Origin of the sequence: Pseudomonas sp. LS-2 (assembly GCF_003605735.1) — a bacterium.
Classification (GTDB): Bacteria; Pseudomonadota; Gammaproteobacteria; order Pseudomonadales; family Pseudomonadaceae; genus Aquipseudomonas.
On record NZ_QXTJ01000014.1, the window covers coordinates 1 to 15,250 of the forward strand.

Here is a 15,250-nt window from a genome sequence, read left to right on the forward strand (position 1 = left end):
CAGCTTTGTGGCTCACCGGGCTTCTGAATTGAGCCCAAACATCGTAGGAGCGCGCTTGCCCGCGATTGCGGTGGGTCAGTCGACGTCAATGTGACAGACCTTACGCATTCGCCCGCAATCTCCCGAAGCCTTCGGCCAGAATCAAAAGCTCGAACCACACCGCAATCCCGCTTCTGCCGAAGGCGTGGGAGCCCGACTTGTCGGCGATCTGGCGGGCACCGGCAGTAAGATCATCCACCTCAGTGCATCAGGCACATCGCATGCACAGGTTTTGCTGCCGCTGCGCGCCAGATCGCCGACAAGGTGGAGCGCCACCCCGGTGGCTCCCACGCCCTCCGGGCAGAAGCTGTTCGGCGTGTCCTGCAATGCTGTCTGCCCTGGGTCAGCAGCCGGTGCCAATCAGATACTCAACCGCATCGACAAATCCACGGCCTTCACATCCTTGGTCAATGTCCCGATCGAGATGTAATCCACGCCCGTTTCGGCAATCGTGCGCAAGGTGGCATCGGTGACGCCGCCGCTGGCCTCGAGTTTGGCGCGGCCGGCGGTGAGGCGTACGGCTTCGCGCATGTCGTCCAGGCTCAGTTCGTCGAGCATGATGATGTCGGCGCCGCCGTCGAGGGCCTGTTTGAGTTCGTCGAGGCTTTCGACTTCCACTTCCACCGGTTTGCCTGGGGCTATCCTGTGCGCCGCCGTGATGGCTTCAGCGATGCCGCCGCAGGCCGCAATGTGGTTTTCCTTGATCAGGAAGGCGTCGAACAGGCCGATGCGGTGGTTGTGGCAGCCGCCGCAGGTGACGGCGTATTTCTGCGCCAGACGCAGGCCCGGCAGGGTCTTGCGGGTGTCCAGGAGTTTGACTTGAGTGTCGGCGACCATGTCGGCGTAATGCTGGGAACGCGTCGCCACCCCTGAAAGCATTTGCAGAAAGTTGAGCGCGCTTCGCTCGCCTGTCAGCAGTGAGCGGGCCGGGCCTTCAAGGTGGAACAGCGCCTGATTGGGTTTGACACGCTCGCCGTCCGCGACTTGCCAGTGCACCGCGACCCGCTGATCGAGCTGGCGAAATACGCTGTCGACCCAGGCGGTACCGGCGATCACCGCATCGTCGCGGGAAATCACGGTCGCCGTGGCCAGACGCTCGACGGGGATCAGTTGCGCGGTGATGTCGCCAGTGCCGACGTCCTCGAGCAACGCACGGCGTACGTTGGCTTCGATTTCAGCGGTCATCGTGGCAAGACGTAGATTCGGCATATCGGACTCCACTTACTAAGTCGCTCGAGTATAAGGCAGTCGACTGTACCAACCCACCTGCCTTGTACCCCTCAACTGAGTGCATGGGCTGCACTTTGTCGGTTTTTTCCGCTCTGGTGCGACAGATTACGATTTTCGCGGTCTATCGCTGCACGTGCTGGCTCGCCTGCTCCTATTCTTTCAGACAAGGCGAAGAGTCCGCTGGCGAGCGGGCAGCATTTAAAACATAATTCGCCTTGTATTTGACGTCATAGCCTTGACGTTCCGCCTGTACACCCCAGGGACTACAAATTCGAGCGCTGGCCAAGTGAAGGTCTTTCCTTCGTTTGTGATCAGGTTGTGGCTGTTGCAGTAGCTGTTGTGAGTGATGGTTGATGAAAGGAGTTCTTGATGCAGAACGACAGTAAGGTGGTGCCTCTGAGCAAGACGAACCCGGATCATCCTGGGTCTTCGCCTGTCGCTCGGCTGCCGGTCGTTCTGTTGCAAGTGCGCGACAAGGCCGCGCAGCAGCTCAAGGAAAGCCTGCAGACGCTGTTCGACAACGCTGACGACACCCTCTTCGAGATGGCGGATCGCGCGCACAACAACGCCGAACAGAACATTTTCTTCGAAGCCATGCGCGACCTCCGCCTGAAGCGAAAGAGCATCGAACGCAACTTCCTCGACAAATTCTTCGAAGCCTTCCTGCGACTCGGTCATTACGAAGTCGCCGAGCCCATCCTTTCCGAACCCGTTTCCTTCGACAAGCTGGCGCTGGTCCATAACGATGACCTGGAGCGCACCGTCGCTGTCGATTCGATGGTCACCAAGGTCATGAACCGCGACGGCGTGGCGCTGAACCAGCTGACCACGCGCCTGAACGAACTGATTCCGCAACCGTTGACTGACGAGTCCAACCCGCTCGGTCCGACACTGCTGTGCGACTTTTTCCTGCAGGCCGGACGAAGTCTGGGCGTCGAGATCAAGGTCAAGCTGATCATTCTCAAACTGTTCGAAAAATACGCGCTGTCCAACGCCGACCAGTTATACGAAGAGGCCAACCTGCTGCTCATCGCGGCCGGGGTGTTGCCGGATCTGAAGGTCTTGCCTTCGCGTCGCTCGACCGATCGTGCCAGCGCCGCTGCTGCCACCGAAGCCCAGCGGGCAGACAGTGCTGCGTTGGTGCAGGCCACCGAGAACCTCGACAAGAGCGTGCAGGAAGTATTCTCCGCGCTGCAGGAGCTACTGGTTCATGTGCGTGGCAACCTGACGCCGCGTCCGGATAACGTCACCGAGGCCAGGCCGATTTCGAGCCAGGACCTGCTGCGCCTGCTCTCTCATCTGCAGCAGTACGTGCCACGGGCCGAAAACCCGGACGACTTCGATCTGCGCGCCCAGCTGGAGCAGTTGATTGGCCGCGTAAGCGCGCGCAGCGGCAAGTTTCGTACAGTCGGCACCATCGACGAAGACGTGATCAACCTGATTTCGATGCTGTTCGAGTTCATCCTCGACGACCGCAATCTGCCAGGTTCGCTGCGTGCCCTGATTGGCCGGTTGCAGATTCCGATGCTCAAAGTCGCGGTGATCGACAAGAGCTTTTTCAGTCGTGGCAGCCATCCGGCGCGGCGTCTGCTCAACGAAATCGCTTCAGCGGCATTAGGCTGGGGCGGGCGTGACGACAGCCAACGCGATTCGCTGTACACGCGCATCGATCAAATCGTGCAGCGCCTGTTGCATGATTTCGTCGACGATCCTGCGATCTTCACCGAACTGCTGGTGGATTTCCTGGCGTTTACCAGTGATGAGCGCCGCCGCAGTGAGCTGCTCGAACAACGCACCCGCGATGCCGAAGAGGGGCGAGCGTTGGCCGAACTGGCGCGCCAGCGGGTTCAACAGGCGCTCAACGACCGGCTGCTGGGCAAGACGCTGCCCGAGGTCGTGGTCCGGCTGTTGCAAGAAGCCTGGAGCAAGGTGCTGCTGTTGACGTGCCTCAAGCACGGGGACGAGTCGAATGAATGGAAGGCCGGTCTGCTGGCGATGGACGACTTGATCTGGAGCGTGGAGCCCCACGACGAGCCCGATGCACGCCAGCGTTTGCTCGAGCTGGTTCCGGGTTTGCTCAAGTCACTGCGCGATGGCCTCAGCAGCGCGGCATTCGATCCGTTTGCGACCAGCGAATTTTTCAGCCAGCTTGAAGCGCTGCATGTGCAGGCGTTCAACCATGTTGCCCGTGCGCCTGATGCGCCGGCTGGCGTTGCGCCAGACGAGCCTGTCGACGGACCTTCGATGATGGCGGTGGTCGAGGAGATCGTACTGGTCGCGCCGGGTGAACAGGTGATCAGTGAGCCGCTGATGCATTTGCCGGAGAACGATGAGGGGCTGATGCAGGTCGACAAGCTACGCTTGGGCAGTTGGGTCGAAATCCAGGAAGACGAAGATCACAAATTGCGCTGCAAGCTGGCGGCTATCGTCGAACCGAGCGGGCGTTATGTGTTCGTCAACCGCACCGGGATGAAGGTGCTGGAAAAAACCCGTATGGGCCTGGCGGTCGAATTCCGTCGCGGGGCCATTCGCGTCCTGGATGACTCGCTGCTGTTCGACCGCGCGCTGGAATCTGTTCTGGGCAATCTGCGCAAGCTCAAAGGCTGAACGGGATAAATGCTTTTCTAGCGGTTCGGCTGCCGGCGGCAACGATCTCGACGTCCTCACCGCCGGCGAGCCGGGCCGCTACAGGGCCAGGTTCTCGCCACACCGTTCAGTATTCACTCCCCACATCCTCCCTCATCGCGGGCATACTGGCCGCTGTCGATTCATGCTCTAAGGACCTTTCATGCGATTGGACCCCGCCACGGGCTGGTGCCACGGCGCGCATCATTGCCCTTCGCCCAATTTCAACGCTCGCCCCGAGGCGGAGATTTCGCTGCTGGTGATTCACAACATCAGCCTGCCACCCGCCCAGTTCAAGACTGGCAAGGTTCAGGAATTCTTTCAAAACCGGCTGGATGTAACAGAGCATCCCTATTTTGAGGGCATCGCCGATCTGCGGGTCTCTGCGCACTTTCTGGTCGAGCGTGATGGCGAGGTGACTCAGTTCGTCTCCTGTCTTGATCGCGCCTGGCATGCCGGTGTTTCGCTGTTCGAAGGCCGGGAGACCTGTAATGACTTCTCTATTGGTATCGAGTTGGAAGGCACTGATGATCAGCCCTTCACAGACGCCCAATATCACGCGCTGATCGCCCTGACCCGACAGCTTCAGTCGGCTTGGCCTGCGATCACCTCACAACGCATCACCGGGCACAGCGATATTGCCCCGGGACGCAAGACCGATCCGGGTCCATCCTTTGACTGGGTAAGGTTTCGTTCGGCTTTGCAGGATTGAATCAAGGAGTGGGTAATGAGTTTTCTGGTGTTGCTGTTGGCCGTGTGGATCGAGAAATTCTCAGCCCTGCGTCAGCGTGTACAGCGTGATGCACCCTGGCTGAATCAGCTGGGAAGGCTTGAGTCCAACCCGCGGACTGCAAAGCACCCGTGGTGGATTTTGACCGTTACGATCCTGTTCCCATTGTTGCTGCTGGCGTTGGTGCTCTGGATTATCGGCTCGGTCGCCTATGGCTGGCTGGCACTGCCGATTCACCTGCTGGTGCTGATTTACAGCTTGGGGCGGGGCAATATCAAAGCCAATCTGGGCTCGTTCCGCGATGCTTGTCGGCGTGGCGATCAGGAAGCGGCGGTGTTGGTCGCTGATCGCGATCTGGGCGTTCAGGCCGACGACGAAGAGCAATTGCTGGGGGGCGTTCAGACCTATCTGCTGTGGGAGGTTTATCAAGGCTTCTTCGCGGTGATCTTCTGGTATTTCCTGCTCGGGCCGGTCGCGGCTCTGGCGTATCGTCTGCTGGCCCTGGCCGCCGAGCACGGTAAAACCCCGGCATTGGTGGAGCGCGCTGCGCAGTTGCGCCATGCCTTTGACTGGGTGCCGGTGCGGCTGCTTGCGGCGAGTTTTGCATTGGTGGGTAATTTCGTTGCCGTCAGTCGCGTCATGCTCAGCGAACTGCTCAACTGGAACATCAGCGCTTCGGCCCTGATCACCAAAGTCGGTTGCGTCGCCGGTGAAGTGCCTGCCCCGGTGGTAGGCGTTGAGGGTGTGAACAGTCTGGATGTGCTTTGGGAATTGCTGATTCGCTCCGCAATCGTCTGGTATGCCGGGTTTGCGTTGTGCACGTTGTTTGTCTGATACCGGCGCCAATATTCATCCCAGGGAGAGCTACATGTCGAGTCCACGAATCCAGAGAATCCTGATCACCAATGACGACGGCATCGATGCGCCGGGGCTGGAGGTCCTTGAGGCCATCGCCCGCGAGTTGGCGGACGAAGTCTGGGTGGTCGCGCCGGAGCAGGATCAGAGCGGGATTTCCCATGCCTTGAGCATTCACCATCCGTTGCGGGTGAAGGCCCGTGGCGAAAGACGTTTTTCAGTGTCAGGCACGCCCGCTGACTGCGTCGCCATCGGCTTGCGCGAGTTGATGGAAAACCCGCCACAGTTGCTCCTTTCAGGCGTCAACAAGGGCGCCAATCTTGGTGTCGAGACGATGTTCTCCGGCACGGTCGGCGCGGCCATGGCCGGTCTGCTGCTGGGCGTCCCATCAATTGCCCTGAGCCAGTTTTTCACCCGTCGTGATGCGGTGAAGTGGGGCACGGCCCGCGCGTTGGCCCCAGATGTGATTCGCACCGTGATCGGCATGCAATGGGCCGCAGACGGGTGCCTGAACATCAATTTCCCGGACGTCGAACCGGAACACGCAAAACCGCTACAGATCACCCGACAAGGCATCGGCCGTATGGATGGGTTGAACGTCACCAAACGCACAGACATGCGCGAACAGGGCTATTACTGGCTGAACATCGATCGGCACGAACGCCCGGATTTCGACGACAGCGAAACCTGGGTCGTGACCCATGGCGGCGTTTCCGTGACCCCGTTGCGCTTCGAGCGTACCGACCTCGATGTCATGGATCGCCTCAAGCGCGATCTTCAGGGCTGACAATCCTGAAACCTCTGATTGTTCGTAGCAGTGGTGCTTGCCAGCGGTGACGTCCGCAAAGTCGCTACGCCGGCCAGCTCCACTGCTACAGCCGTTTTAACCTCCCGCATAAGTATTCGTCTGAATAGGTGAGCCCTGTTCAATTAGAAAATTCGCGTAACTTCTCATCTCGAAGTTACCAAAAAGATGGCGTTGAGCTATCGGTCAAAAAATCCGATTTCCTTGCTTAGTAACAAACCTTTGCTATAGCTAAAAGCCTCTCACTTCATCCTATGAGGCAACGGAATGTCAGTCGCAAAGAAAATGAGCGTGGGACAACTGACTATGTTGACGGCCGTCAACATGTTGGGATCCGGCATTGTGTTGTTACCGACCAAACTCGCTGAAGTGGGCGGTATTTCAATCCTTTCCTGGCTGATCACGGCCACCGGCTCGCTGGCTCTGGCATACGCCTTTGCGCGCTGCGGCATGCTCAGTCGCAAGACCGGGGGCATGGGCGGCTATGCCGAATACACCTTCGGCAAATCCGGTAATTACATCACTAACTACACGTACGGGCTGTCGCTGTTGATTGCCAACGTCGCGATCAGTATTACGGCAGTGGGGTATATCCAGACGTTGTTCGATATAAAGCTCGGCTCGCTGCAAGTTGGCCTGGCGACCATCGCGCTATTGTGGATTACCACCTTCGCCAACTTCGGCGGCGCGCGCATCACCGGCAAGATCGGCGCCGTCACGGTCTGGGGTGTTATCGCGCCCGTGGTACTGGTGTCGACCATCGGTTGGTTCTGGTTTGACAGCAGTATTTACGCGGCGGGCTGGAATCCTCACGACATGCCCTGGTATCAGGCGGCTGGCGCGTCGGTGGCGATCACGCTGTGGGCGTTTCTGGGGCTGGAGTCTGCGTGCGCCAACGGCGACGCGGTGGAAAACCCTGAGAAGAACGTGCCCATCGCAGTGCTGGGCGGCACGTTGGGCGCTGCGGTGATTTACATCGTGTCCACCAACGTGATTGCCGGCATCGTCGATAACGCCGAGCTGGTGTCTTCCACGGCGCCATTCGGCCTGGTGTTCGCCAAGATGTTCACTCCCATGATCGGCAACATCGTCATGGGGCTGATGGTCCTGGCCTGCATCGGCTCGTTGCTGGGCTGGCAATTCACGGTTGCACAAGTGTTCAAAAGCTCGGCGGACACCGGTTACTTCCTGCCGATCTTCGCCAAGGCCAATAAAAACGGTGTGCCGATCATCAGCATGTTGATCCTGTTGGCGATGCAGACTGCCATGGCACTGCTCACGATCAGCCCTGATCTGGCCAAGCAGTTCGACACGCTGGTGAACCTGGCGGTGGTCACCAATCTGGTGCCGTACATCCTTTCCATGGCCACGTTGATGACCCTGCAGAAGATCTCCAACGTCCCGCCGAACAAGGCGCTCATTACCAATATCGTCGCTTACATTGCCGCCGCCTACAGCTACCTGGCGCTGTACAGCTCCGGCGCGCAGGCACTGATGCTCGGTGGCGTCGCGACGATCATCGGCTACACGCTGTTCGGCTTCGTCAACACCCGGCTGATCAAACTGGAGGCGCTGAATAACAGCGTGCCGACGCAAACCGTCGCCGCGCAGCACATCGTCGGTGAGCCTGTCCCTGTGAATAACTTGAACTCTGCCCAACTGGAGACCCAATCATGACGGAAAACAGACACCTGCTCGGCATGCTGGCGCTGCTGGTCAGCAAGCAGCCCGACAAACGCAGCGTGTTCGGCCGGGCACTGATCCAGCTGATCAGCGATGTGGAAGACCGCGCGATCAGCGTCTTGACCTCGGAAAGCCTGAGCGACGCCAAGTCGATCCTCAGCACCGATCCGGCGATCCAGTGCGTGTTGCTCAGTTGGGAAATGGACGACAGCGAAGACCATCAGGAATGCATCGATCTGCTCACCGCCCTGCGCGAGCGCAACACCCGTGTGCCGGTGTTCCTGATCAGTGATCGCAGCACCGCTTCGAACGTCCCGCTGATCGTCATGCAGCATGCCGACGACTTCATCTGGCTGCCGGAGGACACAAGCCGGTTCTTGAGTGGCCGGATCATGGCGGCCATCGAGCGTTATCGTCAGGCGGTGCTGCCGCCGATGTTCGGCGCGCTGCTGAAGTTTGCCCGCAGCTATGAATACTCGTGGCACACGCCGGGCCATGCCGGGGGCACCGCGTTTCTGAAAAGCACCGCAGGCCGGGCGTTTTATGAATTCTTCGGGGAAAACCTGCTGCGTTCCGACCTGTCGATTTCCGTGGGCGAACTGGGTTCGCTGCTCGATCACAGCGGCCCCATCGGACAGGGTGAGCGGTATGCGGCAAAGGTGTTTGGCGCCCATCGCACGTACTACGTGACCAACGGCTCGTCGATGTCCAACCGCGTGATCCTCATGGCCAGCGTCACCCGCGATCAGATCGCCTTGTGTGATCGCAATTGCCACAAGTCCGCCGAACATGCGATGACGCTGTCCGGCGCGATTCCGACTTACCTGGTGCCGACCCGCAACCGCTTCGGCATCATCGGTCCGATCCTGCCACAGACCTTGAGCGCCGAGGGGGTCAAGGCGGCCATTGCCAACAACCCGCTGGTCAAGAGCCACATTGACCCGACACCGGTCCACGCCATCGTTACCAATTCCACCTATGACGGCCTGACCTACAACGTCACCCGCGTCGAGGAGTTGCTGGGGCAGAGCGTCGATCGGCTGCACTTCGACGAAGCCTGGTACGGCTACGCGCGCTTCAACCCGCTGTACAAGGATCGCTTCGCGATGCACGGCAGCCCGGACGATCACGACGCGTCCAAGCCGACCGTGTTCGCCACCCAGTCGACCCACAAGCTGCTGGCCGCGCTGTCCCAGGCGTCGATGATCCATGTGCGCAACGGACGAAATCCGATCCCGCACGGGCGCTTCAACGAGTCGTACATGATGCATGCCTCGACCTCGCCGAACTACGCGATCATGGCTTCATGCGACGTCAGTTCCGCCATGATGGAGGCGCCCAGCGGGCAGATTCTGACCACCGAATCCATCGAGGAAGCCATCTCGTTCCGGCAGGTCATCTCGCGCATGCAGACCGAAATGCTGGCTCAGGACGACTGGTTCTTTTCCTGCTGGCAGCCACCTTCGGTTCATGTCGGATCGACCTCGATTCCTTTTCACGAGGTCGACCCGGCCAAGCTCAAGGCTGATCCGAGTTGCTGGGTCTTGCACCCCAATGAGGTTTGGCACGGCTTTGGCGACATCGAAGACGGCTACTGCATGCTCGACCCGATCAAGGTGTCGATTCTGAGCCCTGGCATGGGCGACGACGGCAACCTGCTGGATTTCGGCATTCCGGCCTGCGTGCTCACGGCGTATCTGGGGCGACAAGGCATCGTGGTCGAAAAAACCACCGATTTCACGATCCTGTTCCTGTTCTCCATCGGCATCACCAAAGGCAAGTGGGGCACGCTGGTCAATGCGCTGCTGGACTTCAAGCGCGACTACGACACCAACCTGGAACTGGAGCTGTGCCTGCCCGACCTGCTGACGGCCAATCAGCAGCGTTACGCCGGGATGGGGTTGAAGGACCTGGCCGAGGACATTTTCGCGGCCATGAAGAAAAACAAGACTACAGCGGCCATGGCACAAGCGTTCGGCACGCTGCCCAAGGCCGAATTCAGTCCGGTGGAGGCGTACGAGAAGCTGGTCAGAAACGAAGTCGAACTGGTCACGCTGGAGGAGGCGGCGGGGCGTATCGCCGCAACCGGAATCGTGCCTTATCCACCGGGGATTCCGCTGTTGATGCCGGGCGAGAACGCCGGTGCGTCGGACGGGCCGTTGCTGGCATACCTCAAGGCGCTGGAGAGCTTCGACAGCTCATTCCCCGGCTTCACCCATGACACCCACGGGATCGAGAACGAGGCAGGCGTTTATCGGATGTTGGTGTTGAAGTAAATGATTCGGCGATGAGCCCTGTAGTAGCCCGGCTTGCCGGCGGTGGCGATCTCGAATAGTGCCACCGCCGGCAAGCCGGACTGCTATTGCAATGCGCAGGCTGTGAGCCTAAGGGCCTAGTTACTCTGAATCTTCTGCAGCGCCTGCTGGGTCAACGCAACACATTCCCTGGCGCCGTCATCGTTGTGCCGCGCCAGGGCGGATTCAGCGCGGTGGACGGTGGTGTCGACGTCGCTTCGCACCGCGTCGCTTAGGTTGGGTCTGGCGAGCTTGGCATCCCGAACTTTGCTCAGGTTGATCTGGCACTGGCTGTTGTCGTCGTTGGCCGATGCGCTGAAGGGCAGGGCGAAGGCAGTCAAGAGCAGGCCGGTGAGCAGGGCGTGTTTCATGTTGTTTTCCGCAGAAAAGTGGGCAAGGGGTTCGTGATCGTACGAACCTGCTGCATGAGACAGCGTATTTCGGGTTTTCGCCAGATCCCGCACACGTCCAGCGTCGGATAACGCCGATGTTTTTTCCGGCTCGATGGCAGGGCGCTGCGCTAACATGCTGCGGCCACCTCGACCCAAGAAGCCGTTCCGATGGACATCGACCTCGCCCGTACCTTTCTCGAAATCGTTCGCCTGGGCAGCTTCATGGCGGCCGCGGAAAAACTGCACGTCACCCAGACCGCCATCACCGCGCGCGTGCAGAAACTGGAAAGCCATCTCAACTGCACGCTGTTCATCCGCAACCGGACCGGCGCGAAGCTGACGTCGGACGGCGAGGCATTCGTGGTATTTGCCAATCAGTTGGTGCAGACCTGGGATGCCGCACGTCGCGAGTTGCCGCTGCCGGAGGGGTATCGCCATGTGTTGCGGGTTGGCGCGGAAATGAGCTTGTGCAATCCGCTCATGCTCAGTTGGGTGAGTGAGATCCGCAAGGCCATCCCCGACTACGCGCTGCATTCCGAGGTCAAGGATGGCGAAGCGCTGATGAAGGACGTCGAGCGCGGGGTGCTGGACGCCGCGCTGGTCTATCAACCGGCCTACTGGCCTTCGCTGCAGGTCGAGGAACTGCTGGAGGAGAAGCTGATTCTGGTGCAGGTGGTCGGCAGACCGGAGCCTTACGTGTACATCGATTGGGGCCCTGCGTTTCGTCAACAGCACGACGCGGCGATGCCGGAAAAGTCCAAGGCCGCAGTCGCCTTCAATCTCGGGCCTTTCGCCCTGCAATACATCCTCGATAATGGCGGCTCGGGCTACTTTCGCACGCGCGTCGTTCAGTCATGGATCGATCGCGGCATCGTCGAACGCGTGCCGCTCGCCCCCGAGTTCAGTTACCCGACCTACCTCGTCTATTCGCGGGACAACCCCTCATCGACGTTGCGACACGCGTTCGAATTGCTGCGTGAAATCGCCAGAGAGAAGGGCGATTGGTCCCAGCGCTGGGACCCCCTGATCTGACCTCACCTGTGTGGCGTGAGAACGGTCAGTTCACCAGACTGATGATGCCGATCACCTTGCGGTCGGCGTCGAGCACGGGCAGATACTGGCTGCCGTGTCCGGCCAGCATCTTCATCGCATCCGCCATCGAATGCTCCAGCGACAGGCTTTGAGCGCTGCGCGAGATGATCCGGTCAATGTCGATATCGGTCCTGTTGCGGTGCTGAGCATTTTCTTCGGTCTTGTGCAGGATGGCTTCCAGATCCTCACGCGACACATCCACGAACGAACCCACGTCATCCAGCGCCTTGTCCAGATCCTGGCTATTGAAGCCCTCGGGCTGATGCGCAGGGTCTTGCACGGGTGTGACCGACTTGGCTTGGGCTCTGGGGTAACGCACCAGCGTCAGGTTGTTGTAGATCAACGCGGTGATCAGCAGCGCCGCAGCGTTGAGCATCACCGGAAACAGCACGTGAAGGCCCAGTGCCGACAATTCCTGTTTCGACGTGATGATACTGATCGCCACGGCCGCTCCCGGTGGGTGGAGGCAGCGACAGACGCACATGATCAGAATCGCCGAGCACACGGCAACGCTGGCGGCGCTTACCGTGTTGCCGAATAGGTGAATGCACAGGAGCGCGACGAGGGCTGAAATCAGATAGCTGCCGATGATCGACCATGGCTGGGCCAGCGCGCCGGTCGACACTGCGAACAGCAGCACCGCTGACGCACCGATCGGCCCGAGCAGATGCAGCGTGACGTCGGTGCCGAACAGTTGTCGACTCACCAGCGCGCTGATGAAAATACCGAGAAAGGCACCCACGGCGGCGCGGGACCATTCGGCTGGACGGGTGTTGAGGGCGTGGGGAATAAAACTGCGCAGAAGCGTTTTCAAGCGGTGAATTTCCAGGCTGAAAAAAGGAGCTTGTCTCAGGACTGAGCTCCCGCACAAAGGGGCAAGTGCTAGATCTTTCAATGGGCAGCACGACAGTGGAAAGCCGTTGCGGCGGCTTTCCGGTCGAACGCGAAGCGAGGGGGATTGTGGTCAGAAAATGGCTGTCAGGCAATTTCGAAATAATGCAGTCATGCTTCAATTTTTTTGCAGCAAACCTCAGATGCGGCGTGCTTGCGCGGCCTGGCGTGGCCTCTTGGCAGGACGCGCGTCTTCAACTTCCAGCAGATGCATCGCCAACACATCCGTCAGAAAACGGAACTGGTCGTTGAACCCCACGACTTCATTACTGAAGTGGTTTTCCGCCGACGGCATCATGAAGGCACCGAAGCGCTGATCCTCAATCAGACCGTGGCGGTTTTTACGGGTCACGACATGTTGTGAGTAATAGTTTTTACCAAACTTGGGAAAACTAACGTGCAGGGTGACGTCTCGGGTCATGTCGAGTGCTCCGCATCAAACAGAAAGTTGAGAGATAAAAGGCGCTGATGAGTGTCAGCTACTGGGGCCTTAGTTGGCCCGAGCCATAACACGATGAATCTTTTCGTCCGCCGTGACAGGCACAGGTTCCAGCGCGAAAAGTTTGAGGGCGACGAGGTAGCTGGTGAAAGCTGTCAGCGTCAAGCAAGTCAGAAGATGAATAACCATTTTTCCTGCCCTCAGTTCGTGTTTGGGTGTGAAGTGATAGTACGCCCATGAATTTTGAGCGGAAGGCAAACGCGCAGATGTTGAATATCGACAGGAATGATGGTTTATGGCGGAACCTGGGAAGGAAGGCTTGATCCGTTGCTTCTGCGGGGCTAGACCTGTGGAAGCCAAGGGTGGCTCCCACGCCCTCCGGGCAGAAGCCGTTCGGCGGGTCTGCCTGCAATCACCGCAGCTTTGTGGCCTACCGGGCTTCTGAGTCGAGCCCAAAACATTGTAGGAGCGCGCTTGCCCGCGATTGCGGTGGGACAGTCGACGTCAATGTGACAGACCTTACGCATTCGCCAGCAAGCCGGTCCACAGCGGAGGCTGCACTCAGGCGCGAATGGTCTCGCCATAGCGATACGTCGCCAGACACGCCAGCAGCAGCCCGCTAAGCGCCACTAACCCGCCCACCAGACCGATGTTGGCGATGCCCAACTGGCTGATCACCATGCTGCCGAGCAGCGCGCCGCCGCCTATACCGATGTTGTAGATACCGGAGTGCAGCGACATGGCGACGTCGGTGGCGTCCGGCGCCATTGCCAATACCTTGGCTTGCATCACCAGACCGAAGCACATGATTGCCATGCCCCAGACCACGCTCAATGTCGCGATCCACGACGCCTTGCCAGACAGCGGCAGCAACAAAACCAGACACAGCGTCAGCGCGCCAACGGCAGTGATCAGCAGTCCGCGCGGGTAGCGGTTGTTGTAGCGGCTGAACACGACAGACCCGAGGATGCCCGCACCGCCGAACAGCAAGAGGACGACGGTGATCATGTCACCGCTCATCTTCCCGACGACTTGAGCGAAAGGTTCGATGTAGCTGTAGGCCGTGAACTGAGCGGTGATCACCAGCGCGGTCAACACATACAGCGACACCAACGCCGGGCGTTTGAACAGGATGGGCAGGCTGCGCAGCGATCCCGAGTTCTGGCTTGGCAGCAGTGGCAGGGATTTGATCAACACCAGCACGGTCAGGCCGGCAGTGCCTGCGATGGCCAGGAACGTCATGCGCCAGCCCAGCGCCTCACCGAGCACACGGCCCAGCGGAATGCCCAAAACCATGGCCAGCGAGGTTCCGGTCGCCAACAGCCCGAGCGCCTGAACCTGCTTGCCGGCCGGGGCTACGCGCACTGCAAGTGAGGCAGTGATTGACCAGAACACCGCGTGGGCCAATGCAATACCCACACGGCTGACCAGCAGCATGCCGAAGCTCGACGCCATGCTCGACATCACATGGCTGGCGATGAACAGGATGAAGACGAACGTCAGTAATTTGCGCCGCTCGATGTTGCGGGTCATCAGCATCATCGGCAACGACGTCAGTGAAACGATCCACGCATAGACCGTCAGCATCAGGCCGACCTGCGCGGTGGTCATGTCGAAACTGTGGCCGATAGCGCTCAGCAGTCCGACAGGCACGAACTCGGTGGTGTTGAAAATGAAGGCCGCCAGGGCCAGCGCAATCACGCTGAGCCAACTTCCAGTGCGAGCATCGGTGGTGTTCATTTAAGGACGTCAAGCCTCAGGAATAAGAATTCGTATTGCCGGGCCCTCGCACTCACACAAAAACGCCAACACGCAAAAAGCCGCGCGAGGCGCCAGGCCTGTGCGGTACATGCTGTCAGCAAAATATTATGAGTATGGGAGGGTGCAACCAGATGAGGCGGAGTCTACGCCGTTGTTATCGTTGTCACAACCTGTGCCCCATGCGTCAAACTGGCCCATGGGGCTTTACAGAAGCGGTGATTTCCAAGGGCTATCAGATCGGCCACGACCTGTATGCCGCACTGACCGAATCAGGTCGTTTGCAGTGGACAGGCATCTTTGTCCGCCAGCGCCGGCTGCGAGGTGATGCAGGCGGTTTCACCGAAGGTTTTCGGCGTCATAAGACAGGACCGGACGCGCCGGCGTACGCGTCAAGGGCGATACCTGATCGACACT

At 59.6% G+C, this 15,250-nt stretch carries 12 protein-coding genes; 7 read left to right on the top strand and 5 right to left on the bottom strand.

Annotated features, from left to right (window positions below):
- Positions 1–399: 399 nt before the first annotated feature.
- Positions 400–1,248, bottom strand: a complete 849-nt coding sequence (gene nadC, locus D3M70_RS07120) for a carboxylating nicotinate-nucleotide diphosphorylase (RefSeq protein ID WP_120125119.1) — start codon at positions 1,246–1,248, stop codon at positions 400–402.
- 390 nt (positions 1,249–1,638) lie between these two features.
- Between nadC and D3M70_RS07125 the strand changes: the two genes are divergently transcribed.
- The 6 genes from D3M70_RS07125 (at position 1,639) to D3M70_RS07150 (ending at position 10,243) form a co-directional block, all read left to right on the top strand.
- Positions 1,639–3,876: a DUF1631 domain-containing protein gene (locus D3M70_RS07125; RefSeq protein ID WP_120125120.1), complete on the top strand. Its 2,238-nt coding sequence runs from the start codon at positions 1,639–1,641 to the stop codon at positions 3,874–3,876.
- A gap of 181 nt (positions 3,877–4,057) precedes the next feature.
- Complete coding sequence (gene ampD, locus D3M70_RS07130) at positions 4,058–4,606, top strand: 1,6-anhydro-N-acetylmuramyl-L-alanine amidase AmpD (RefSeq protein ID WP_120125121.1); 549 nt, start codon at positions 4,058–4,060, stop codon at positions 4,604–4,606.
- Positions 4,607–4,621: 15 nt separating this feature from the next.
- On the top strand, positions 4,622–5,458 hold the full coding sequence (gene ampE / locus D3M70_RS07135) for a regulatory signaling modulator protein AmpE (RefSeq protein ID WP_120125122.1): 837 nt from the start codon (positions 4,622–4,624) through the stop codon (positions 5,456–5,458).
- 34 nt (positions 5,459–5,492) lie between these two features.
- A complete protein-coding gene (gene surE, locus D3M70_RS07140; protein ID WP_120125123.1) occupies positions 5,493–6,266 on the top strand; it encodes a 5'/3'-nucleotidase SurE in 774 nt (257 codons plus the stop codon).
- 285 nt (positions 6,267–6,551) lie between these two features.
- Positions 6,552–7,961, top strand: coding sequence for a putrescine-ornithine antiporter (gene potE / locus D3M70_RS07145; protein ID WP_120125124.1), 1,410 nt, complete (start codon positions 6,552–6,554; stop codon positions 7,959–7,961).
- Complete coding sequence (locus D3M70_RS07150; RefSeq protein ID WP_120125125.1) at positions 7,958–10,243, top strand: Orn/Lys/Arg decarboxylase N-terminal domain-containing protein; 2,286 nt, start codon at positions 7,958–7,960, stop codon at positions 10,241–10,243. The genes potE and D3M70_RS07150 overlap by 4 nt, the downstream gene beginning before the upstream one ends.
- A gap of 116 nt (positions 10,244–10,359) precedes the next feature.
- On the opposite strand, the gene D3M70_RS07155 is transcribed toward D3M70_RS07150, so the two are convergent.
- A complete protein-coding gene (locus tag D3M70_RS07155) occupies positions 10,360–10,788 on the bottom strand; it encodes a hypothetical protein (RefSeq protein ID WP_120125126.1) in 429 nt (142 codons plus the stop codon).
- A 33-nt stretch (positions 10,789–10,821) separates the two neighbouring features.
- On the opposite strand from D3M70_RS07155, the gene D3M70_RS07160 reads away from it, so the two are divergent.
- Positions 10,822–11,685 carry a LysR family transcriptional regulator gene (locus D3M70_RS07160; protein WP_120125127.1) on the top strand — a complete coding sequence of 288 codons (864 nt, stop codon included), beginning with the start codon at positions 10,822–10,824 and terminating at the stop codon, positions 11,683–11,685.
- 25 nt (positions 11,686–11,710) lie between these two features.
- On the opposite strand, the gene D3M70_RS07165 is transcribed toward D3M70_RS07160, so the two are convergent.
- From D3M70_RS07165 to D3M70_RS07175, 3 genes are all read right to left on the bottom strand, one after another.
- On the bottom strand, positions 11,711–12,559 hold the full coding sequence (locus D3M70_RS07165) for an HPP family protein (protein ID WP_165869755.1): 849 nt from the start codon (positions 12,557–12,559) through the stop codon (positions 11,711–11,713).
- Positions 12,560–12,775: 216 nt separating this feature from the next.
- Positions 12,776–13,057 (bottom strand): hypothetical protein, encoded by a 282-nt coding sequence (locus D3M70_RS07170; RefSeq protein ID WP_120125129.1) that lies wholly within the window; start codon positions 13,055–13,057, stop codon positions 12,776–12,778.
- A 579-nt stretch (positions 13,058–13,636) separates the two neighbouring features.
- The gene (locus D3M70_RS07175; RefSeq protein WP_120125130.1) at positions 13,637–14,815 is read right to left on the bottom strand and encodes a sugar transporter; all 1,179 of its coding nucleotides are present in this window, start codon (positions 14,813–14,815) and stop codon (positions 13,637–13,639) included.
- Positions 14,816–15,250 lie beyond the last annotated feature (435 nt).

Coding starts and splice junctions, on each gene's coding strand:
- D3M70_RS07175 (WP_120125130.1), bottom strand. CDS start 14,815: ATGAACACCACCGATGCTCGCACTGGAAGTTGGCTCAGCGTGATTGCG.
- potE (WP_120125124.1), top strand. CDS start 6,552: ATGTCAGTCGCAAAGAAAATGAGCGTGGGACAACTGACTATGTTGACG.
- surE (WP_120125123.1), top strand. CDS start 5,493: ATGTCGAGTCCACGAATCCAGAGAATCCTGATCACCAATGACGACGGC.
- ampD (WP_120125121.1), top strand. CDS start 4,058: ATGCGATTGGACCCCGCCACGGGCTGGTGCCACGGCGCGCATCATTGC.
- D3M70_RS07160 (WP_120125127.1), top strand. CDS start 10,822: ATGGACATCGACCTCGCCCGTACCTTTCTCGAAATCGTTCGCCTGGGC.
- D3M70_RS07155 (WP_120125126.1), bottom strand. CDS start 10,788: ATGTTAGCGCAGCGCCCTGCCATCGAGCCGGAAAAAACATCGGCGTTA.
- ampE (WP_120125122.1), top strand. CDS start 4,622: ATGAGTTTTCTGGTGTTGCTGTTGGCCGTGTGGATCGAGAAATTCTCA.
- D3M70_RS07170 (WP_120125129.1), bottom strand. CDS start 13,057: ATGACCCGAGACGTCACCCTGCACGTTAGTTTTCCCAAGTTTGGTAAA.
- nadC (WP_120125119.1), bottom strand. CDS start 1,248: ATGCCGAATCTACGTCTTGCCACGATGACCGCTGAAATCGAAGCCAAC.
- D3M70_RS07150 (WP_120125125.1), top strand. CDS start 7,958: ATGACGGAAAACAGACACCTGCTCGGCATGCTGGCGCTGCTGGTCAGC.
- D3M70_RS07125 (WP_120125120.1), top strand. CDS start 1,639: ATGCAGAACGACAGTAAGGTGGTGCCTCTGAGCAAGACGAACCCGGAT.